Source organism: Acinetobacter sp. YH12112, from assembly GCF_013418945.1.
GTDB lineage: Bacteria > Pseudomonadota > Gammaproteobacteria > Pseudomonadales > Moraxellaceae > Acinetobacter > Acinetobacter indicus.
On the sequence record NZ_VPBA01000043.1, the window covers coordinates 1 to 20347 of the forward strand.

The 20347-nt window shown below is 47.9% G+C and carries 15 protein-coding genes and 1 pseudogene; 6 read left to right on the plus strand and 10 right to left on the minus strand.

Annotated elements, in window-relative coordinates; genetic code table 11:
- Positions 1–310: 310 nt before the first annotated feature.
- Positions 311–505: a heavy-metal-associated domain-containing protein gene (locus tag FTU50_RS13125; RefSeq protein WP_005179178.1), complete on the minus strand. Its 195-nt coding sequence runs from the start codon at positions 503–505 to the stop codon at positions 311–313.
- A 152-nt stretch (positions 506–657) separates the two neighbouring features.
- Between FTU50_RS13125 and FTU50_RS13130 the strand changes: the two genes are divergently transcribed.
- Positions 658–3126: a heavy metal translocating P-type ATPase gene (locus tag FTU50_RS13130; RefSeq protein WP_180047325.1), complete on the plus strand. Its 2469-nt coding sequence runs from the start codon at positions 658–660 to the stop codon at positions 3124–3126.
- 72 nt (positions 3127–3198) lie between these two features.
- Entirely contained in the window at positions 3199–3591 is a 393-nt protein-coding gene (gene cueR / locus FTU50_RS13135) for a Cu(I)-responsive transcriptional regulator (protein ID WP_005179173.1), read from the plus strand.
- 69 nt (positions 3592–3660) lie between these two features.
- On the opposite strand, the gene FTU50_RS13140 is transcribed toward cueR, so the two are convergent.
- Positions 3661–4293 (minus strand): class I SAM-dependent methyltransferase, encoded by a 633-nt coding sequence (locus FTU50_RS13140; protein WP_005179171.1) that lies wholly within the window; start codon positions 4291–4293, stop codon positions 3661–3663.
- A gap of 233 nt (positions 4294–4526) precedes the next feature.
- Here FTU50_RS13140 and FTU50_RS13145 point away from each other — a divergent pair, with 233 nt between their 5' ends.
- Together FTU50_RS13145 and epmA are read left to right on the plus strand one after the other, a co-directional pair.
- A complete protein-coding gene (locus FTU50_RS13145) occupies positions 4527–5594 on the plus strand; it encodes a 4-phosphoerythronate dehydrogenase (protein ID WP_180047323.1) in 1068 nt (355 codons plus the stop codon).
- Positions 5591–6565 (plus strand): EF-P lysine aminoacylase EpmA, encoded by a 975-nt coding sequence (epmA, locus tag FTU50_RS13150; protein WP_180047321.1) that lies wholly within the window; start codon positions 5591–5593, stop codon positions 6563–6565. Before FTU50_RS13145 ends, epmA begins: the two co-directional genes overlap by 4 nt.
- Before the next feature lie 97 nt (positions 6566–6662).
- Here epmA and FTU50_RS13155 read toward each other — a convergent pair whose 3' ends face one another.
- The 7 genes from FTU50_RS13155 to FTU50_RS13185 all read right to left on the minus strand — a co-directional run bounded on the left by FTU50_RS13155 (position 6663) and on the right by FTU50_RS13185 (position 17427).
- Positions 6663–7895 carry a multifunctional CCA addition/repair protein gene (locus FTU50_RS13155; RefSeq protein ID WP_104488290.1) on the minus strand — a complete coding sequence of 411 codons (1233 nt, stop codon included), beginning with the start codon at positions 7893–7895 and terminating at the stop codon, positions 6663–6665.
- Between the two features lie 89 nt (positions 7896–7984).
- Positions 7985–10264, minus strand: coding sequence for an NADP-dependent malic enzyme (locus FTU50_RS13160; RefSeq protein ID WP_104488292.1), 2280 nt, complete (start codon positions 10262–10264; stop codon positions 7985–7987).
- A 135-nt stretch (positions 10265–10399) separates the two neighbouring features.
- Positions 10400–13276 carry an EAL domain-containing protein gene (locus FTU50_RS13165; RefSeq protein WP_180047318.1) on the minus strand — a complete coding sequence of 959 codons (2877 nt, stop codon included), beginning with the start codon at positions 13274–13276 and terminating at the stop codon, positions 10400–10402.
- A 160-nt stretch (positions 13277–13436) separates the two neighbouring features.
- Positions 13437–14153, minus strand: coding sequence for a 16S rRNA (uracil(1498)-N(3))-methyltransferase (locus tag FTU50_RS13170; RefSeq protein ID WP_104488295.1), 717 nt, complete (start codon positions 14151–14153; stop codon positions 13437–13439).
- Positions 14154–14177: 24 nt separating this feature from the next.
- Positions 14178–15014 carry a methylenetetrahydrofolate reductase [NAD(P)H] gene (gene metF / locus FTU50_RS13175; protein WP_180047316.1) on the minus strand — a complete coding sequence of 279 codons (837 nt, stop codon included), beginning with the start codon at positions 15012–15014 and terminating at the stop codon, positions 14178–14180.
- A gap of 184 nt (positions 15015–15198) precedes the next feature.
- On the minus strand, positions 15199–16581 hold the full coding sequence (gene ahcY, locus FTU50_RS13180) for an adenosylhomocysteinase (RefSeq protein WP_180047314.1): 1383 nt from the start codon (positions 16579–16581) through the stop codon (positions 15199–15201).
- A gap of 333 nt (positions 16582–16914) precedes the next feature.
- Positions 16915–17427, minus strand: coding sequence for a tetratricopeptide repeat protein (locus tag FTU50_RS13185; protein ID WP_180047312.1), 513 nt, complete (start codon positions 17425–17427; stop codon positions 16915–16917).
- 235 nt (positions 17428–17662) lie between these two features.
- Here FTU50_RS13185 and FTU50_RS13190 point away from each other — a divergent pair.
- A pseudogene (locus FTU50_RS13190) lies at positions 17663–19010 on the plus strand (amidohydrolase).
- Positions 19011–19438: 428 nt separating this feature from the next.
- Complete coding sequence (locus FTU50_RS13195) at positions 19439–19699, plus strand: hypothetical protein (RefSeq protein ID WP_005179143.1); 261 nt, start codon at positions 19439–19441, stop codon at positions 19697–19699.
- Between the two features lie 13 nt (positions 19700–19712).
- On the opposite strand, the gene FTU50_RS13200 is transcribed toward FTU50_RS13195, so the two are convergent.
- Positions 19713–20099 carry a carboxymuconolactone decarboxylase family protein gene (locus FTU50_RS13200; protein WP_104484600.1) on the minus strand — a complete coding sequence of 129 codons (387 nt, stop codon included), beginning with the start codon at positions 20097–20099 and terminating at the stop codon, positions 19713–19715.
- Between the last annotated feature and the right edge of the window lie 248 nt (positions 20100–20347).

Below are 20347 nucleotides of genomic sequence, written 5' to 3' on the forward strand. Positions count from 1 at the left end.
GTGTACATAGTGCATTGGGTTATGTATCGCCTTTTGATTTTGAAGCAATGTACTATGATAAGATTAACCCGTTAGGTCAGGTGGCCTAACTTAAATAAAAAGTCTCCGACAAACCCGGTACGGTTCACCCTATGAACGATTAAAAGAAAAATTATGTTAATATCTTGGTGTCAGTGGAAGTACTGGTATTCACATGTCCCCTTGTCCGTTATAGGTCATTCGTCTTATGCCGCCTCCCTGATGCTCGCGTCACGGAGGCGATTTTATTAAACGCTAATGGGACAGTAGCGGTTTTGAAAGTGCCTGGAAATTATTGTACTTCTGGCGGGAAACCATCTTCATTCAGCGCCGCCACCAGCTGATCTACGCTGGCACTGCTGTCAACGGTCACGATTTTACTGTCCAGATCAATGTCAACTTTGGCATTCGGGTCCACATCCTGAATGGTGGCTGTTACACCGCGGGCACAGCCGCCGCAAGTCATATTGGCAATATGCAGTTTCATTAAGATGCTCCATGAGTCATGTGAAGATGCTTTCAGTTTAAAGTTTGTCATGATGGGAAGGTCAAGCCAAATTTTTATGCGCAGAGACTTGACCTTCCCATGATGTCAATCTGTATGCTGTAAGAAAGTCTGGGTATTGGCCGAGGTAGGGCATGAGCATCTCCAATTCATCTGCTGTTTTTCGTGAAACATTGTCTATTCAGGGCATGACCTGTGCTTCATGTGTAGGCCGGGTGGAAAAAGCCTTAAAAAAAGTAGATGGGGTCGAGCAGGCCAATGTTAATCTGGCCACCGAACAGGCCGTGGTCGAATCTTCTGTACCACTTGATCGGGCTGCTTTGGTCAAAGCCATCGAGCGCGCCGGTTATGATGTGGTCGTCGCGGCACCCATCGAATTGTCGATTGATGGCATGACCTGTGCCTCCTGCGTGGCGCGGGTAGAAAAAGCCCTGAAAAAAGTGCCGGGGGTGCAGCAGGCTAATGTCAATCTGGCCACTGAGCAGGCCTGGGTCGAAGCCGATACTACGGTCAGTGCCGATAAACTGATTCAGGCCATCCGTAAGGCTGGTTATGATGCCCAGCTACAGACCACGACCACCACTGAACAGGCGGATCAGAAAGCCAGCGAGCAGCAGCAACTAAAACGTGATCTGATGATTTCCCTGGTGCTGGCCATTCCGGTATTTGTGCTGGAAATGGGCTCGCATTTAATTCCGGCTTTTCATATGTGGGTCATGCATCAGATCGGGCAGATGCCGAGCTGGCTGTTGCAGTTCGTGTTGACCACGCTGGTATTGCTATTTCCGGGCCGGCGTTTTTATCAAAAAGGCATTCCGGCCTTGCTGCGTTTCGCGCCGGATATGAACTCGCTGGTGGCAGTCGGAACCCTGGCCGCATACAGCTTTTCGGTGGTGGCGACTTTTATGCCACAGCTGTTACCGGAAGGCACGGTCAATGTCTATTTTGAAGCTGCCGCGGTGATTGTCAGCCTGATTCTGCTGGGTCGCTATTTTGAAGCCAAAGCCAAAGGCCGTACTTCGCAGGCAATTCAGCACCTGATCGGCATGCAGCCAAAAACTGCCCGCATTGTACGCAATGGCCAAAGTGTGGAAGTGCCGCTGGCTGAAGTCAGCTCGGGTATGCAGGTTGATATCCGCCCGGGAGAGCGGATTCCTGTGGATGGGGAAGTGCTGGAGGGCCGTAGTTATGTCGATGAATCCATGATTAGCGGAGAGCCGCTGCCAGTAGAGAAAATGGCAGGCAGCGCCGTGGTGGGCGGCACCATCAACCAGAATGGCAGTCTGAGCATCCGCGCAACTGCGGTGGGGGCAGATTCGGTGCTGGCGCAAATTATCCGCATGGTCGAGCAGGCGCAAGGCTCCAAACTGCCCATTCAGGCGCTGGTCGATAAAGTCACCATGTGGTTTGTGCCAGCCGTAATGCTAATGGCTGTGCTGACCTTTCTGGTCTGGCTGATTTTTGGTCCTGAACCGGCGCTGACCTTTGGTCTGGTCAATGCTGTAGCGGTGCTGATTATTGCCTGTCCATGTGCTATGGGGCTGGCCACTCCAACCTCGATTATGGTCGGCACTGGACGTGGGGCAGAAATGGGCATTCTGTTCCGTAAAGGCGAAGCCTTGCAGCTGTTACAGGAAGCGCAGGTGGTGGCGGTAGATAAAACCGGCACCTTAACCGAAGGCAAGCCGCAACTGACCGATTTTCATGTACAGGCCGGTTTTGAGCAGACGCAATTATTAAGCTGGGTGGCGGCGGTAGAAGCCAAGTCGGAGCATCCGATTGCCTTTGCTATTGTCGAAGCCGCGCAGCAACAAGGCTTATCTTTACCAGCTGTGAGCGATTTTGATTCGATTGTCGGGTCCGGCGTAAAAGGGCAGGTCAATGGTCAATGGCTGCATATTGGGGCTGACCGTTATATGCATCAGCTGGGTTTAAGTACCACAGCCTTTGATCAGGTTGCGGCACGTTTGGGTCAGGAAGGAAAAACACCACTGTATGTGGCGGTAGAGGATCAACTGGCGGCCATCATTGCCGTGGCCGATCCAATCAAAGACAGCACCTTTGCTGCGATTGAAGCGCTGCATCAATTAGGTGTTAAAGTGGCGATGATCACCGGTGATAACCGGCATACTGCTGAAGCGATTGCCCGGCAGCTAAAAATTGATACCGTGGTTGCCGAAGTCCTGCCGGAAGGCAAAGTCGATAGCGTACGTGAATTGCAGCAGCAATATGGCCGTCTGGCCTTTGTCGGCGATGGGATTAATGATGCCCCGGCGCTGGCACAGGCCGATGTCGGGCTGGCCATTGGCACCGGTACCGATGTAGCCATTGAAGCCGCCGATGTGGTGCTGATGTCCGGCAGTTTAAAAGGCATTCCCAATGCGATTGCTTTAAGTCAGGCCACTATCCGCAATATCCGCCAGAACCTGTTTTGGGCCTTTGTTTATAACGTGGCCTTAATTCCGATTGCCGCCGGCGTGCTGTATCCGCTGTGGGGCATTTTACTGTCGCCGATGTTTGCTGCAGGCGCAATGGCACTGTCATCCGTGTTTGTGCTGGGCAATGCTTTACGCCTGAAGCGCTTTGCCGCGCCGCTGCAATAGCCGTTGGCGTCAGGACATTTTCGGTTTAAGATCGGAGGCAGGTCTTAAACCGCCGTATTGAGCGAGAAGCATGTGAATATTGGTCAAGCCGCAAAGCAGTCGGGCATCTCTGCCAAAATGATCCGTTATTATGAAAGTATCGGCCTGCTCACGGCTGCCCAGCGCAGTGCTGCTGGTTATCGGGTCTATTCCGAGCAGGATTTAAAAACCCTGAATTTTATTCGTCATGCCCGCGAGCTGGGCTTTTCTACCGAGCAAATGAAAGAACTGATTTCGCTGTGGAAAAATAGCGGTCGCCAGAGTGCAGAAGTGAAAGCGCTGACCTTAAAACATATTGATGAGCTGAACCAGAAAATCCAGCGTTTACAGGACATGGTCAATTTGTTGCAGCAATCTGCGCAGCATTGTCAGGGCAATCACAGCGCGGAATGTGCCATTCTGGACCAGATTGAAAAAGGCGGATAAGCCAGTAAGCAGCAGGAATCGAATTGCAGGAGGATGAATCAATGCAGATTCATCCTCCTTTTTTATGCTTTATTTACGGATTTGAATGGCAAACTGAATCACATGCGACTTCCCCTGATGCAGCTGTCCTTCATGACGTTCCACTTCACCGACAAAGAAATGCAGCAGATGATCCTGCTGGAAGATCTCTAGAAAATCACGTGGATCATACAGCATGTCAGGATTGCCCGGGCCACCGGTGGCATAGGCCAGTTGTGCTTTGGAATAGACCTCGCCAATGAACCAGCCACCGGATTTCAGGCTATGACGCACGCCGTGCAGTAATTTCTGCTGGGTCGGCTGATTGACATGACCAAACACGCAAATCGCATGCTGAAACTGGTTTTCCGGCCATTCTACCTGACTTAAATCCACCGCGGCGGTGTCCAAGGTCAGCTGTTTGGCCTGGGCATGTTTTTGGGCTTTTTCAAGCGCAACAGTCGAATAATCCCAGAGTAGTCCGGCAAACGGCAGTTGCTGTTCACGGGCGCGCTCGGCCAGATAAATCAGGTTACGGCCTTCACCTTCAGCAATGCCCAGCGTAGCGCCAGAAATCGCTAACTGCTGGGCCATCTGCTGAATAAAAACGTTGGCCGCTTCGCCATATAAATGATCGGTGCTGTGGTAGCGTTCATCCCATGGATTGCTAAAGCGAGGTGTCATATGCAGGCCCTTCATTGGTTAAAAATAAACGGGGGAGAAGATTAAGACTGGCCTTGACTATAACATATTATAAAAACATATATTGTTTTATTCGGCTTCGGCAAGTTGTATTTGGGTGAAGCCTGATGGGCCGGCTTTGCTGCGGTTAATATTCAGTGTATTTACTGCAATAGCGCTTCATCCGCAGGGCCTTCAGGCGTTATCATGGACAGATCAAAGCATTGGATTGCCTTATGAAAATTATTGCCGATGAAAATCTGGCCTTTACCGATTATTTTTTTGCCGAGTTTGGTGAAATCTCCCATCGTCCGGGCCGGACCTTAACTGCGCAGGACCTGCACGATACCGAAGCCTTACTGGTGCGCTCGGTAACCAAGGTCAATGCCGAACTGATCCAGCACAGCAAGCTGCGTTTTGTGGGCAGTGCCACCATTGGTACCGATCATCTGGATATTGCCGCGCTGGAACAGCAGCAGATTCGCTGGTCCAATGCCGCCGGCTGTAATGCACAGGCGGTTGCCGAATATGTGATTACCGCCTTACTGCATGTGCGTCCAGCCTTACTGGAAGCAGGCCAGCAGTTCTGTCTGGGCATTATCGGACTGGGCAATGTCGGTTCGCGTCTGGCGGTAATGGCGGAACTGCTGGGCTGGAAAGTGGTGGCTTATGATCCTTTGGTGCAACGTGAAAGTGTGCAGCAACTGGCATTGGCAGACGTATTGGCTCAGGCCGATGCCATTTCGATTCATGTGCCGCTGACCAAAACCGGTCCGTATCCGACCTATCATCTGTTCAATGCCGAAACCCTGGCCCAGATGAAGCCGGATGCAATTTTAATTAACTCAGCGCGTGGTCCAGTGGTGGCAGAGCAGGCATTAATGACCGATATCCAGCAGACCGGGCGTGCGGTGGTGCTGGATGTATTTGAGCATGAACCGGAAATTTCTGCCGAATTATTACATCTGGTCACGTTGGTAACGCCGCATATTGCCGGTTACAGTCTGGAAGGCAAAGCCCGCGGCACACAAATGATTTATGTCGCTTTTTGTGAAGTCTTTGGGCAAGTGGCACATAAACGCTTTGAAAACCAGTTGCCGCCGTGCAGCGATTATTTTAGTGGTCAGCCGTTAAAAGCCGCACTGCAACAGCATCTGCCACAGATGTATGATATTGCCGCCGATGACGCCAAATTACGTGCCTGCTTAAAAGACGGCAAGGTCGATCAGCAGGCCTTTGACCATTTACGCAAGACTTATCCGCTGCGCCGTGAATGGGCTGCGCATGGAGGGCCAGCCGCATGAGCCTGAACTATCAGCCGACCTGTAGTCTTGAGGCTATGCGCGCCCGCGCCAAGATGTACGCCCAGATTCGCCAGTTTTTTGCTGAGCGCGAAGTGCTGGAAGTGGAAACGCCTATTTTGTCGCAGGCCGGTGTCACCGATGTACATTTAAGCTCGGTACAGGCCAAGCGTCATGTATTGGGCCAGCAGCAGACGCATTATCTGCAAACTTCGCCTGAATTTGCCATGAAACGCCTGCTGGCCAGTGGCAGTGGCCCGATTTACCAGATCTGCAAGGTGTTTCGTGATGATGAGCATGGCCGCAAACACAATAGCGAATTTACCATGCTGGAATGGTATCGCCCGGGTTTTAGCCTGAAAGAGCTGATGTTTGAAGTCACCGATTTACTCAATCTGATCTTGGCACAGCGTTTTGGTGAAGTACGTCCAACGGTACTGAGTTATAAACATGCTTTTATGGATCGGCTGGATCTGAATCCGCTGCAAGCGACATTGCAGGAACTGAAAGCCTGCTGTCAGCGTGTCGGGCTAAGCCTCGATTTAGGTGATGATCGTCTGGGCTATATCGACCTGTTGTTCTCGCATATGGTTGAGCCTAGTCTGGGCTTTGATACGCCGGTATTCCTGACTGATTTCCCGCCGGAACTGGCCTCACTGGCCAAAACTCGTGTCGATGAAGATGGCGAACTGGTTGCCGCCCGTTTTGAGCTGTACATTGAAGGGCTGGAACTGGCCAATGCCTATGATGAACTGGCTGATGCCGAGGTGCTCCGTGGCCGTTTTGAAGCCGACAATCAGGAGCGGGAAAAACTGGGCTTGCATGTGATGCCACTTGATGAATATCTGCTCAGTGCCTTGCCTCAGATGCCGCCATGTTCAGGTATTGCGCTGGGTATTGACCGTTTATTGATGGTTGCCACCCAGCAGATGCGTTTGGAACAGGTAATTACTTTTCCGGCCGAGCAGTCTTAAGGCGGCTTCATCCAGATCAGCACAGGGGGATGATTCATCCCTGATCAACAAAAATACCCGTGTATAGCACGGGTATTTTTAATTTTATGACTCAATTTTAGCTTGCGGCGGTATATTCTGCTTTCAGCACTTCAATGGCTTTAATGCGGCGCTGAATCAGCATTTCACCAATATCGGGGCCTTTAATCTCAGGTGGTAAATCCTGCGCTTTAATGCCGCGCACCACCTGCATGGCTTTTAGCACATAATCGGCCTGCGGATAGTCCCGATCTTCCATGCCTAAACGGCCACGCGAATCACATTCACAGGCCTGAACAAAGGCTTCTACCCGTTCCGGGCGACGCAACACATCCAGACGCTGTAGCAGACGCCATAAGGTGCCCGGTTTCAAGGTCAGGGCCTGATGGCATTTTAAATGTTCCTTGCACACCGCCAGTGCCAGCTGTTTGGTATAGGTCGGCACTTTCAGGCGGTCACACAGGTCAGTAACCGGCTGAATACCACGTTCTTCATGCATGATATGACGCGGTAATTCATCGGCTGGGGTCAGGGCCTTGCCCAAGTCGTGCACCAGCACGGCAAAACGCACATCCAGACTGTAATTCTGGCGGCAGGCCTGTTGCAGGGACATTAAGGTATGCACGCCGCAGTCAATTTCCGGATGATATTCCGGGCGCTGTGGAATCCCAAACAGGGCATCAATTTCCGGGAACAAGGCTTTTAAGGCACCGCAGCGACGCAGCACTTCAAAGTATTCATCGGCATGATCTTCCTGCAAGGCGCGTGCAGTTTCTTTCCAGACCCGTTCCGGGGTTAAGGTATCCAGCTCGCCAGATGCTGCCAGCGTGCGCATCAGGGTCAGGGTGTCATCGGCCACACGAAAGCCCAGCGCTTTATAACGCGCAGCAAAACGGGCAATTCTGAGTACACGTAATGGGTCTTCAACAAAGGCGTCGGAAACATGACGCAGCACTTTTTGCGCCAGATCCTGCTGTCCACCATAAGGATCATAGACCTGGCCGTTTTCATCCATGGCCATGGCATTAATGGTCAGGTCACGACGGATTAAATCTTCTTCCAGCGTGACATTGGGTGCAGTATAAAACTCGAAACCATGATAGCCCTGACCGGCTTTACGTTCGGTACGGGCCAGTGCATATTCTTCTTTTGATTCAGGATGTAAAAACACAGGGAAGTCTTTGCCCACGGGCTGATAGCCTTGGGCCAGAAGCTGTTCGGGTGTTGCCCCGACAACCACATAATCTTTTTCGTGATAGGGGTGCCCCAGCAAATGATCTCGCACCGCACCGCCTACTAAATAAACTTGCATGAAAAAACCTCTATTCTTGAGGTCATCATGCAACAGAATAGAGGTTTTCTCAAGTCAGAATGCCGAGCTTTTCACTCGGCATTCAGTTTTTATAGCGCGTCTTGTTCCGCTTGCTGAATTTCTGCCACGGTTAACGCAGTCATATTCACCACACGACGGGTGGTCGCTGTTGGCGTTAAAATATGTACCGGTTTCGCTGCGCCCAGCAAAATTGGACCAATGGTCACGTTGCTGCCTGAAGTCGATTTCAACAGGTTAAACGAAATATTGGCTGCATCCAGGTTCGGCATAATCAGCAGGTTAGCTGAACCTTTGAAGCGTGAGTTCGGGAATGCGAAATGGCGAATATTTTCGTCCAGTGCCGCATCACCATGCATTTCACCTTCCACTTCAAGTTCTGGTGCAATCTCAGACAGAATATCAAACACTTTACGCATTTTTTGCGCGCTGGCATCGTTCTGGTCTGAACCAAAGCTTGAATGCGACAGCAGGGCAATACGTGGTGTTACACCAAAACGGCGTACTTCTTCAGCGGCCAGAATGGTCATTTCAGCCAGCTGTTCAGCTGTCGGATTACGGTTGATGTAAGTGTCGGCAATAAACAGGTTACGATCTTCCAGCATCAGCGCATTCAGAGTGAAGAAAGTATTGTGACCTTCTTTCAGACCAATAATATTGCTGACGAAGTCTAAGTGAATGTCGTAGCTTGAATAAGTACCACATAACATACCGTCAGCCAGACCGTGTTTCACCAGCATTGCGGCAATTAGAGTCGAACGGCGACGTGCTTCACGCTGCGCATATTCAGGCGTTACACCTTTACGCTGCATGATGCTGTAGTAATCATCAGCGAATTTTTCGTAATCCGGGTTTTTCTCCTGGTCAACAATAGTGATATTCACACCATGTTCCAGACGTAAGCCCAGTTTCTTGATATTCGCTTCAATAACCGCGGTACGACCCACCAGAATCGGTTGTGCCAGACCTTCGTCCACTGCAATTTGTACTGCACGTAAAACGCGTAAGTCTTCGCCTTCTGCATAGGCAATGCGTTTCGGATCGGTTTTCGCCTGCGCAAAAATTGGTTTCATCATAAACGCAGAGTTATATACAAACTCTGACAGACGTTGATGATAAGCCGAGAAGTCCTGAATTGGACGTGTTGCCACGCCTGAATCCATCGCTGCTTTGGCAACCGCTGGAGCAATTTCAAGAATCAGACGCTGATCAAGCGGACGTGGAATTAAATAGTCACGACCAAATGAAGCAGATTTCTCACCATAGGATGCCGCATCTGCTTCTATGTGCGCCATACGTGCAATCGCGTGTACGCAGGCAATTTTCATTTCTTCGTTAATGGTGGTTGCACCGACATCTAGCGCACCACGGAAGATGTACGGGAAGCACAGCGCGTTATTCACCTGGTTCGGATAGTCGGAACGGCCGGTTGCCATAATTACATCATCACGTACTTCGTGGGCATGTTCAGGCAGAATTTCCGGGTCCGGGTTAGCCAGAGCGAAGATGATTGGATTAGCCGCCATCTGCTTGACCATTTCTTTGGTCAGAATACCGGCAGCAGAGAGACCGAGGAACATATCGGCACCGGCAATTACATCGGCCAGTTGGGTTGCTTCAATATCCTGTACGTAGCGTTTTTTCGACTCGTCCAGACCTTCACGTTTGGTGGTCAATAGACCGCGTGAGTCCGCCACAATAATATTTTCTTTTTTCGCACCCAGGGCACAAAGCAGGTCCAGGCACGACAGGGCAGCAGCACCGGCACCTGAAGCCACAATCTTGATTTCGGCAATGTTTTTGCCGTTCAGTTGTAGCGCATTCAGCAGCGCAGAACCGACGATAATTGACGTACCATGCTGGTCATCATGGAACACCGGAATGTTCATGCGTTCACGCAGTTTTTGCTCAATGTAGAAGCATTCTGGTGCCTTGATGTCTTCAAGGTTAATCCCGCCAAAGGTTGGTTCGAGTGCAGCAACGATATCAACGATTTTGTCTGGATCATTTTCAGCGATTTCAATGTCAAATACATCGACGCCGGCGAATTTCTTGAACAGAACGCCTTTACCTTCCATAACCGGTTTAGACGCTAAAGGACCGATGTTCCCTAAACCTAGTACAGCGGTACCGTTACTCACCACGGCAACCAGGTTGCCACGTGCTGTATACAGTGCTGCAGTAGAAGGATCTCGTTCAATCTCTAAACATGGTGCCGCGACACCAGGTGAGTATGCAAGCGCTAAGTCACGTTGGTTGACCAGCTGCTTACTTGGGGTAACGCTGATTTTACCTGGAGTAGGAAATTCGTGATAATACAAAGCCTGCTGTTTTAATGATTGATCGTCCATCTGAATCTCGTATGTTACTGTGTCCAGCGATGCTGGCGGTTTGTGCTAAATCTGCTCGAATATACCATTACTTACGCACTAAGCACAGTCAAAGCTGCGCATTTTTAGAACAAACTTAGAAGTTTAAGCTATAGATTAAGATTCACTAACAATAAGTAGTGTCTGCATTTTTTCACTCAGGAAGCGGGTCGCATCCTGTTGTGGCAGCGGTTTGGAGAATAAAAAGCCCTGGGCGATGTCGCAATCGAGCTTTCTGAGGTACTGAAGTTGATGTTCAGTTTCAATACCTTCAGCGACAATGGTCATGCCCATGGCTTTGCCCATGGCAATCATGGCACTGACAATGGCTTCCTGCTTGCTGTGGCCAATCTTGGACACAAAGCTGCGGTCGATCTTTAAAACATCTATAGGAAAATCGGTTAAGTAAGAGAGGGAAGAATAACCGGTACCAAAATCATCCAGCGAAATATGAATATGGCGCTTCTTGATTTCTTCCAGAATATATTTGACCTCGTCGGTATTTTCCAGCAACGACGATTCAGTAATTTCCAGTTCCAGGCTTTCACCGGAAATATGATAGGTATTGAGCGCCTCATCAATATCTTCCAGCAAATGTCCGCGTTGTAGCTGCTGCGCCACAATATTGACCGAAACCCGGATGTTATCAAAGCCCAGTGCCTGCCAGTCCCGAATCTGCTTGGCGGTTTGCTGAATTACGATATGGCCAATCTCTGAAATCAGGCTGGTTTGCTCGGCAATTGGAATAAATAAGCCGGGTGGAATCAGGCCTTTTTCCGGATGGTTCCAGCGTACCAAGGCTTCAAAACCGGAGACCTGCTGATCATGGAAATTGATTTTTGGCTGGTAATAGACGATCAGCTCATCATTTTTAATGGCCTGACGTAAATCGCGCTCAATGTGCACGTCCTGCTCTAACAGCTTGGTGGTTTCCAGCGAATAGTATTTGGTGGTATTGCCACCCAGACGCTTGGCTTCCGACAGCGCCTGTTCGGCACAGTTGTTTAAATAATCCAGCTGCCGGCCATGTTCAGGATATAAAGACACGCCCATCGACAGGGTAATAATATGGTCCTGACCCTGGATATTAAACGGCGCCGAGAAGGCTTTGGTAATACGTTCGCAATGCTGCTGCACCGATGGGCGAATATGTGACAGCTCATAAATAATGGCAAAGTCATCGCCATTTAAATGCGCCACCAACAGCGCTTCGGCATTAATGAGGCGTAAACGCTGTGCCACCTGTCTTAGCAGTTCATCGCCGCCATTATGGCTTAAATATTCATTCAGCACCCGGAACCGGTCGATGTTCAGGCGAATCACCGCCAGCTGTTTAATCGAATCCTGATGGGACACCAGATACTGATGCAGCTGATAGTTATAATAAAACCGGTTAGGCAGATCGGTCAGCGTGTCATAATTTTCCAGATAGGACAGGCGCTGTTCCTGCCGGCGGCGCTCGGTTAAATCCGAGACAATCCCGACATAATGGGTAGAGCGGTTCTGCTCATTGCTGACGGTATTCATGTGCAGGCGGATGGTCAGCTCTTTGCCCGACAGGTATTTTTCATCCATTTCGCCATCATATTCGCCTTCTTTGAGCAGTTGCTTGACAATGGCATTGTGCATACTGCGGTGCCGTGATTTGTAATTGCTGGCAATATCAAACAGATGTTTGCCAATAATCTGCTCGCGACTAAAGCCGGTCAGCTGTTCAAAGCACGGATTGACCTCAATATAACGCAGGTCCTCATTCAGAATAAAAATCCCTTCTGCTGCCTGCTGTAGTACGCTGGCGGTCAGTTTCAGGCGTTCCTGATCAGTTTTTTCCTGATGGATGTCACGGCGGATACCGACCATGCGTAATGGACGCCGGGTTTCGGGGTCACGCTCAATCACACGGCCAACATCATGTACCCAGACCCATTTGCCATTGCTTTGCTGTACCCGGTAGGTCACTTCATAGCGGTCGGTCTGGCCACGCAGATGCTGCTTCATGGTGTTACGAAAATGCGCCAGATCATCCGGGTGAATCAGTTGCTGCAGTTTGTGATGATGGGCTTTGGAGCCGGACATTTTCAGCTGCTGGTGTTCATTGGTCAGGGTAATCAGGCGATGCTTGATGTCCCAATCCCATGGTTTTAACCCGGCCACTTCATGCGCCAGCACCAGATTGGCCTGTTGATCTTGCAGGGCTTTATGGATTTGCTCCAGATCAAAGGTCCGCTCTTTCACTTTCTGTTCCAGCATCTGGTTATTAAACTGCAACTGCTGCTCAATGTCTTTGGAGCGGTTCATTTCCGTTTGCAGTTGCTGGCATAGCTGGTCGGTCCAGGCCACTTGCTGTTCGGCCTGTTTTTTCAGCTGATTATTCTTGAAATAGACGCTAGATAGCCGGCGATGCATGTGCATGGAGGTATTGGCACAAATCAGCAGACAGATTAAGGCAAAGTTGGTGGCCAGATAAAACAGCGGTTCGGTGTTGCTGTTAAAGAACAGTGGGGAAATTAAATACGGCACAATGGCCGGAATAAATACCAGCGAAAAATAGCTCAGGCGCTGGGTTAAAAAGGTGAGGGCAAAGGTCTGGCTAATAATCACCAGCAAAGCCGCCAGAATAATGGCCTGATAGGTGCTCATCTCCAGACTGTACTTCGGCAGGAAATAGTACAGCAGGGCAATGCCAATACCAAGGCTAATGCCCACCAGCAGGCATACCAGCTTGATCCAGCGATGTGCCATTTGAATACTGTATTGACCGGGCTTAAAGCGCATTTCATTAAAGAACAGGCAGCCGGCCAGCCCCAGTTCACTCAGCAGGAACCAGGCATTAAACGCGAAAGTTGAAAAATTAAAAGAGTAGTGAAAAATAAAATAAATATAAAAACAGAGAATGAGGATGCTCAGCAAAAAGAAGCGCATCAGCCGGATTGTATTGGTGATTTGGGCAGCATACAAATACTGCTCCATGAGCTCATCCTGATGGTCTGACATATATCCCCAAAACCCTATAAATTACAGAGTATGTAAAAATCCATTTTATTTTATGAATAACCTGATATTAGGTGAAATTGTAAAATAATATTTTGAGATTAGTCAGTAAACTTTAAAAAAGCAATCATCTGACTCAGCATTCAGCTAAAAATAAGACGAATTACACGCTGAAGTTAAAATTTAAAATAGAAAGTGCGACCACAGGCGCAGTTTCAGTTCTTAACACGCGCTCGCCTATACACCAGTTCACAAAACCTTTCGTATTTGCGCTACTGATTTCGGCCTCGCTCAGGCCGCCTTCAGGCCCAATTAACAGGGCAAGTTCTGGCGTGGCATTGTGTAAGACATTCACTTCATCTTTGTTGGGTGCTAATACCAGTTTGGTGGCTGGCAGATCGGTATCGAGCCATTTTTCCAGCGACATCGGCGGGAGAATTTTAGGCACAATATTCAGACCACATTGCTCACAAGCAGCAATGGCGATACCTTGCCAGTGATCCAGTTTTTTCTGGTCACGGTCGTATTTCAGACGCATTTCGCAGCGTTCAGAGGTGAGGAGCTGAATCTCGGAAACGCCGAGTTCCACAGCTTTTTGAATGGCATAATCCATCCGGTCGCCCTTACTCATGACCTGACCGAGCAGGGCCTTGAATTTAGGTGTACGGTTGCCCGGATTAAAGCTGTTGACCATCACCGTTGCTGTTTTTTTCTGGACGTCGGTAAGGGTCACTTCATATTCGCCACCTTGTCCATTGAACAGGGTGGCTGTGTCGCCCACTTGTGCGCGCAGTACTTTACACCAATGGTGAAACACGGTTTCGGTCAGCGCGAGCTGCGTATCAACCGTTAATTCAGCTTCAATATAAAAACGTGGCATAAAGTACAACTCGCAAAAAAGAAATTAGGCTAAACCAAGATCAGTCACAAGCTGACGGGTAGGCTCGGTATTGTTCATGGTGTAGAAATGCAGACTTGGCGCACCACCTGCAATCAGGCGTTCACAGAATTTCAGCACCACTTCATGACCAAAGGCTTTAATCGATGCCGTGTCATCACCATATGTCGCCAGTTGCTTGCGAATCCAGCGTGGAATTTCAGCACCAGTACTATCGGCAAAGCGAATCAGGTTGCTGGCATTGGTAATTGGCATAATACCCGGCGCCACCGGAATATTGACACCGGCTTGCTGAATACGCTCAACAAAGTAGAAGTAGGCATCCGGATTGAAAAAGAATTGCGTTAAGGCTGCATTGGCGCCGGCATTTACTTTTTCAACAAAATGCTGAATATCTTTATCAAAGCTTTCCGCTTGTGGGTGCATTTCCGGATAGGCAGCCACTTCAATATGGAAATGATCACCGGAATGTTCACGAATAAAGCGAACTAAATCCTGTGCATAAGGAAGTTCACCTAAGCCCACTTGACCAGATGGTAAGTCACCACGTAGTGCGACAATACGGTGAATGCCTTGCGCTTTATAGATATCAAGCAATTCAGCAATGCGTGCTTTGTCATCACCGATACAAGAGAGGTGAGGAGCTACAGGCGTGCCTTTGCCATTAAAATCTGCAATAGTAGAGAGCGTACGTTCACGTGTTGAACCACCTGCACCATACGTTACAGAGAAAAATTCTGGATTGAGTAACTGTAGTTCTTGGTGAACAACTTTTAGTTTTTCCGCACCTGCATCAGTTTTGGTTGGGAAAAACTCAAAAGAAATCGGAATCTGTTTAGACATGTTGAAATCCTTTTTTATAAATACTTATATTTAATAGATTACCCTCATCCTAACCTTCTCCCAGAGGGAGAAGGGACTTTCTTTGTGATTGTTAAAGTCTTTAAGACTCACCCTCTAACAATTTTCAAAGTGGAAGTCTCCCTCTCCTTATAGGAGAGGGTTGGGGAGAGGTGAAAATAAAAAATTAGTATTTATAAGCATCCGATTTAAACGGACCTTCAACAGAGACACCAAGATAGTCTGCTTGTTCTTGTGTCAATTGAGTGAGAACACCACCGAAACCTGCAACCATTGCTGCTGCAACTTCTTCGTCCAATTTCTTAGGTAGGAGTTCAACACGGATTTTCGCAGCTTTTTCAGCTTCAGGAAGATCAGCAAATTTCTCAGCGAACAAGTGCATTTGACCTAAAACCTGGTTGGCAAATGAACCGTCCATCACGCGTGATGGGTGACCTGTTGCGTTACCCAGGTTCACTAAACGACCTTCAGACAGCAGGATCAGGTAATCGTTTTCATTTTCTGAACGATACACCTGGTGAACTTGAGGTTTCACTTCAACCCACTTGTAACCACGTAGGTAGTTGGTGTCGATTTCAGTGTCAAAGTGACCGATGTTACATACAACAGCACCTGCTTTTAATGTATCCAGCATGGCAGCGTCACAAACGTGGTAGTTACCCGTTGTTGTTACGATCAGGTCAGTGTTTAAAAGAAGGTCAGCGTTAACGTCTTCTTTCTTGCCGGTTTGAACACCATTTTTGTATGGAGAAACCACTTCATAACCGTCCATGCAGGCTTGCATTGCACAGATAGGATCGATTTCAGAAACACGTACGATCATGCCTTCTTGACGAAGTGATTGCGCAGAACCTTTACCTACGTCACCGTAACCAATGACCAGCGCACGACGACCAGATAAAAGCATATCGGTTGCACGTTTGATGGCATCGTTGAGTGAGTGACGGCAACCGTATTTGTTGTCGTTTTTAGACTTGGTTACTGAATCGTTTACATTGATTGCAGGTACTTTCAGAGAACCGTCTTTCCACATTTCAAGCAGACGTTGTACACCTGTGGTGGTTTCTTCAGTAATACCGTGGATTTTCGCCAAAACTTCTGGGTATTTTTCGTGAACAAGTGCAGTTAAGTCACCGCCATCGTCCAGAATCATGTTGGCATCCCAAGGCGTGCCATTCACGTTAATTTGTTGCTCTAAGCACCACATGTATTCTTCTTCAGTTTCACCTTTCCAAGCGAACACAGGAACACCAGACGCAGCAATGGCAGCAGCAGCGTGGTCTTGAGTCGAGAAGATGTTACAAGAGGTCCAGCGTACTTCAGCGCCAAGTTCAACCAAAGTTTCGATCAGAACAGCTGTTTGGATTGTCATGTGGATACAACCCAGGATTTTAGCGCCAGCAAGTGGTTTAGCCGCAGAGTAGCGTTTACGCAGACCCATCAGGGCTGGCATTTCAGCTTCTGCAAGTTTGATTTCTTTACGACCGAAGTCTGCTAAAGTGATGTCTGCTACTTTGTAATCAGTAAATGAAGCATTAACCGCGTTCATCACGATCTCCTTAATAAAAACAATTGATCATTCAGTTCGCGGATGCCGTTGTTGATCAAAGCGGATGTTTGACCGATGGTCGAGCCTAGCGCTTTTACATTTCGTACCTGTAAAACGTCGCAGCATCCCTCGACTAGCGCAGTATTGTACTTGGAAATTGCCCAGAGTTCCAATCTGAAATTGTTGAATATCTGGCTAAACTGTTCCGGTTTCTCGCTGTAGTGTTCTTTGATCTCCAAAACAATTAAAAATTCCGGCTAATCCAGCGCCTATCTCCATGCATCAATATAAAAAAGCCCATCATCTGATGAGGTTTTGATCGGGTTGAATGGGTTAATCGGCAGCTTTGGCTTTTTCGGCCCAGTAATCTGCCTGTGCTTCATTAATCTCGACCCCCAGGCCATGTTCATAAATACAAGCCAAATCACGCATGGCCTGTGCATCGCCCAGTTCAGCGGCTTGCTGAACCAAATTTACCGAGGTCGGAATATCTTTTTCTACCACATTCCCACGACGATAATAGCCAGCCAGCTCCAGAATTGCGCCTGCATGTTTCTGTTCGCTTGCCTGTTTCAACCAGTAATAGGCTAACTCAAAGTGAGTTTTGGAATCTTCAGGATCATTTTCCTGCACGTCTTTGGCATAAACGGTGTAGCCTTCGCCCAACCAGTACATGGCTTCCAAATGACCATTTTCAGCAGCTTTTAAGGCCCATTCTTCAGCCAGCAGGTTGTCATCTTCATGCTCGCTTTGCATATACAATTCAGCCAGCTCAAACTGGGCATCGGCTTGGCCTGCAAGCGCACGGTTAATCAGGGCGGGAGGAACAGTGATGGCGTCCGACATGGTCATATCCAGAAAATATTTGCTATAAGCCTAAAAGGTCTGCCGGAAAAAAGCCAATCTGAAATGAAATGTTTTGAGTCATAGTGCAAAATTGCTCACTAAATTGTGGTAATTTTCAACTTTTAAAATATCAAGTATAGTGCAAATGACTATATAAAACTACATCAATAGCCTTGTATTTTAACCCTAAATTCTCCGAAGATAAGATTTTAAATAGTTATAAAATGGAGTTTCCATGCAGCTCACTAAAACCTGTCTTAGCTTGGGGTTAGCCATGAGTATCTCTCAGTTTTCTTTTGCAGACTGGGTGGATGATGCCGCTACAAAAGTCGAGCAGCATACCATTCAATTGTGTCATCATATTCACGCCAATCCTGAACTTGGCAATATGGAATTTAAAACGTCGGAACTGGTGCAAAAAGAATTACGCTCTTACGGCATTGAAGTGAAAAAAGGCTTTGCCAAAACCGGTGTGATTGGCGTATTAAAAGGTGCAAAACCGGGCCCGATTATGGCCTTACGTGCCGATATAGATGCCTTACCGATGGAAGAAAAAGCCCAGGTACCTTTTGCCAGTAAAGCCAAAGGTATTTATTAGGGCGCAGAAACACCGGTTGCGCATGCCTGCGGACATGATACCCACACTGCCATGCTATTAGGTGCGGTCAAGGCACTGGCAGAGAATAAAGATAAAATTGCCGGAACCGTGGTCTTTGTATTCCAGCCTGCGGAAGAAGGTGGTGCCGATATTGATAACTTCCTGAATGGTGATCAGGTCGGTGCACGTAAAATGATTGCCGATGGCGCACTGAATAATCCAAAACCTGAAGGGATTTTTGGGATGCACGTGATGATGGCGGGTATGCCAAGTGGCAATATCTTCTATAAAGATGGTGTGGCTTTAAACAGTGCCGATGGAATCCGCGTGACTTTAACCGGGTCAGCAGGTACATGGTTGCATGCCGTGGAAAGGACGTGATTCTATTGTCGCCGCGGCCGATATTATCCAGAATTTACAGACTATGGTGTCTCGTCATGCTGACTTGAGTAAAGGCATGGGCGTGGTCAGTATCGGGCAGATTCAGGGTGGTACCAGTGGTAATATCTTGCCTGAACAGGTTTCGATGATCGGAACCATTCGTTCCAATCATGAAGATATCCGTCAAAGCATCTACAAAAACCTGCCAACCATGATTGATCACACCGCGCAAGCCAATGATGTAAAAGCCAAAGTGGAAATTTCACCGTATGCGCCGGTCACCACCAATGATAAAACCTTAACTGAATTGATGGCGCCATCTTTAATTCAGGCCGCGGGTGCAGGTAAGGCGCATGTTTTAGAACATAACCAGAGCGCCAGTGAAGACTTTTCTTATTATGGCCAGCTGATGCCATCTTTATTTGTATTCCTGGGTGCGACACCAGCTGATCAGGATATGAGTAAAGCCGCACCGAACCATAACCCGTACTTTATTGTCGATGATAAAACCTTAAAAACCGGGGTAGAGTCGCATATGCGTTTTATTCTGGATTATCCAAAAGTTGCCAGCCAGGTACAAAGTGCATGGAAGGCTAAAAAATAATGGTCTTGACCCTATAAAACTCAAGAGAAAAACGGAGCAAATCGGCTCCGTTTTTTATGGCTCATAGATAGAACAATCAAATATCCGCTTTGAAATATAAAATTGAGCAGGAGAGAGTTAGGTAATAACGATGGAAGTTTAACGGAACCCATATATCAAAATAGCCTAAGTTATTTAATCTATTTTACCTCTCAGAACCTGATCATGCGTTAATTATAAAATGAAGATTTATTCCTTGTTTGCGTCTGTTATGACTTAGAGAGAAAACCAGGATAAGGGAGTTTTTGATTTATCAGAGGATGGATAACAGCAGTCGATGTAAACCAATTCATCTTTAATTTAAATTACTTACAAAAATAGAGTTGAGCGGAGCCGTAGCATTTTTTAAGTTAGACCCATACAACGGAACAAAAAAAGAGAAGAAAAAAATGGTGAACTTTCTAACCGCAGAAGATGCAAAAGTGCTTTCGGCGCATGCCAATCTGGACATCAACCTGTATAAAGCGCGTTTAGCCAGTTTAATTGAAGAGAATGCCAAGCAGGGCAACACTGCAGTATTTACGGTATTGCCCAAACATTTGCCTTTGGAAGAAATTCGCAATCTCTCTGCCGAACTGACCCAGCTTGGTTATCAGGTACGTTTTGAAGTCAGTGAATTCTTTTACAGCTTTAATGTGTACTGGATTTAAACCCGTTCGAAATTTACGAGTTGGCCTGATAGTCCTGAATGACTTCTAACGCCGCACGGAAGGCCTCTTGCGTAGCCGGTGCGCCGCAATAGGGCAGGCTATGTAGCAGCACTTCCTGAATTTCTTCCACTGTCGCGCCATTATTTAAAGCCCCGCGTACATGACCTTTTAATTCAGTCGGGCTTTTGAGCGCAGTTAAAAAGGCAATTGTCACCAGTGAACGATATTTGCGCGGCAATACATCTTCACGTTGCCAGGTAGAACCCCAGGCATGTTCATTAATCCAGTCCTGCAAAGGCTGGGTAAACGGCACAGTATTGTCCTGCGCACGTTTCACAAAACTTTCACCCATGACTTCGGTACGTACTTTTAAACCATTGTCATAATCTTGTTGTGACATCTTGTTTCCCTCAATATTGTTTTCGATGTAGCTTAACGGCTTATGCAGTCTATACTATTGGAAGATGGTCGTAGAATGCCTGTCAGAAGTGTCATTTCCAGTCCATAAAAAAGTGGCCCAAAAGCCACTGCTGTCCCATAGTTTGCTTTAAATAAAAAAACCTGAGTCCTAACAGTTAAAATATGAGTGTAAACAAACACTTTAACGACCAGGATTCAGGTTTTGTCACATCAGAATACCGTATTTCA

Coding starts and splice junctions, on each gene's coding strand:
- FTU50_RS13125 (WP_005179178.1), bottom strand. CDS start 505: ATGAAACTGCATATTGCCAATATGACTTGCGGCGGCTGTGCCCGCGGT.
- FTU50_RS13130 (WP_180047325.1), top strand. CDS start 658: ATGAGCATCTCCAATTCATCTGCTGTTTTTCGTGAAACATTGTCTATT.
- FTU50_RS13140 (WP_005179171.1), bottom strand. CDS start 4,293: ATGACACCTCGCTTTAGCAATCCATGGGATGAACGCTACCACAGCACC.
- FTU50_RS13145 (WP_180047323.1), top strand. CDS start 4,527: ATGAAAATTATTGCCGATGAAAATCTGGCCTTTACCGATTATTTTTTT.
- epmA (WP_180047321.1), top strand. CDS start 5,591: ATGAGCCTGAACTATCAGCCGACCTGTAGTCTTGAGGCTATGCGCGCC.
- FTU50_RS13155 (WP_104488290.1), bottom strand. CDS start 7,895: ATGCAAGTTTATTTAGTAGGCGGTGCGGTGCGAGATCATTTGCTGGGG.
- FTU50_RS13160 (WP_104488292.1), bottom strand. CDS start 10,264: ATGGACGATCAATCATTAAAACAGCAGGCTTTGTATTATCACGAATTT.
- FTU50_RS13165 (WP_180047318.1), bottom strand. CDS start 13,276: ATGTCAGACCATCAGGATGAGCTCATGGAGCAGTATTTGTATGCTGCC.
- FTU50_RS13170 (WP_104488295.1), bottom strand. CDS start 14,153: ATGCCACGTTTTTATATTGAAGCTGAATTAACGGTTGATACGCAGCTC.
- metF (WP_180047316.1), bottom strand. CDS start 15,014: ATGTCTAAACAGATTCCGATTTCTTTTGAGTTTTTCCCAACCAAAACT.
- ahcY (WP_180047314.1), bottom strand. CDS start 16,581: ATGAACGCGGTTAATGCTTCATTTACTGATTACAAAGTAGCAGACATC.
- FTU50_RS13185 (WP_180047312.1), bottom strand. CDS start 17,427: ATGTCGGACGCCATCACTGTTCCTCCCGCCCTGATTAACCGTGCGCTT.
- FTU50_RS13195 (WP_005179143.1), top strand. CDS start 19,439: ATGGTGAACTTTCTAACCGCAGAAGATGCAAAAGTGCTTTCGGCGCAT.
- FTU50_RS13200 (WP_104484600.1), bottom strand. CDS start 20,099: ATGTCACAACAAGATTATGACAATGGTTTAAAAGTACGTACCGAAGTC.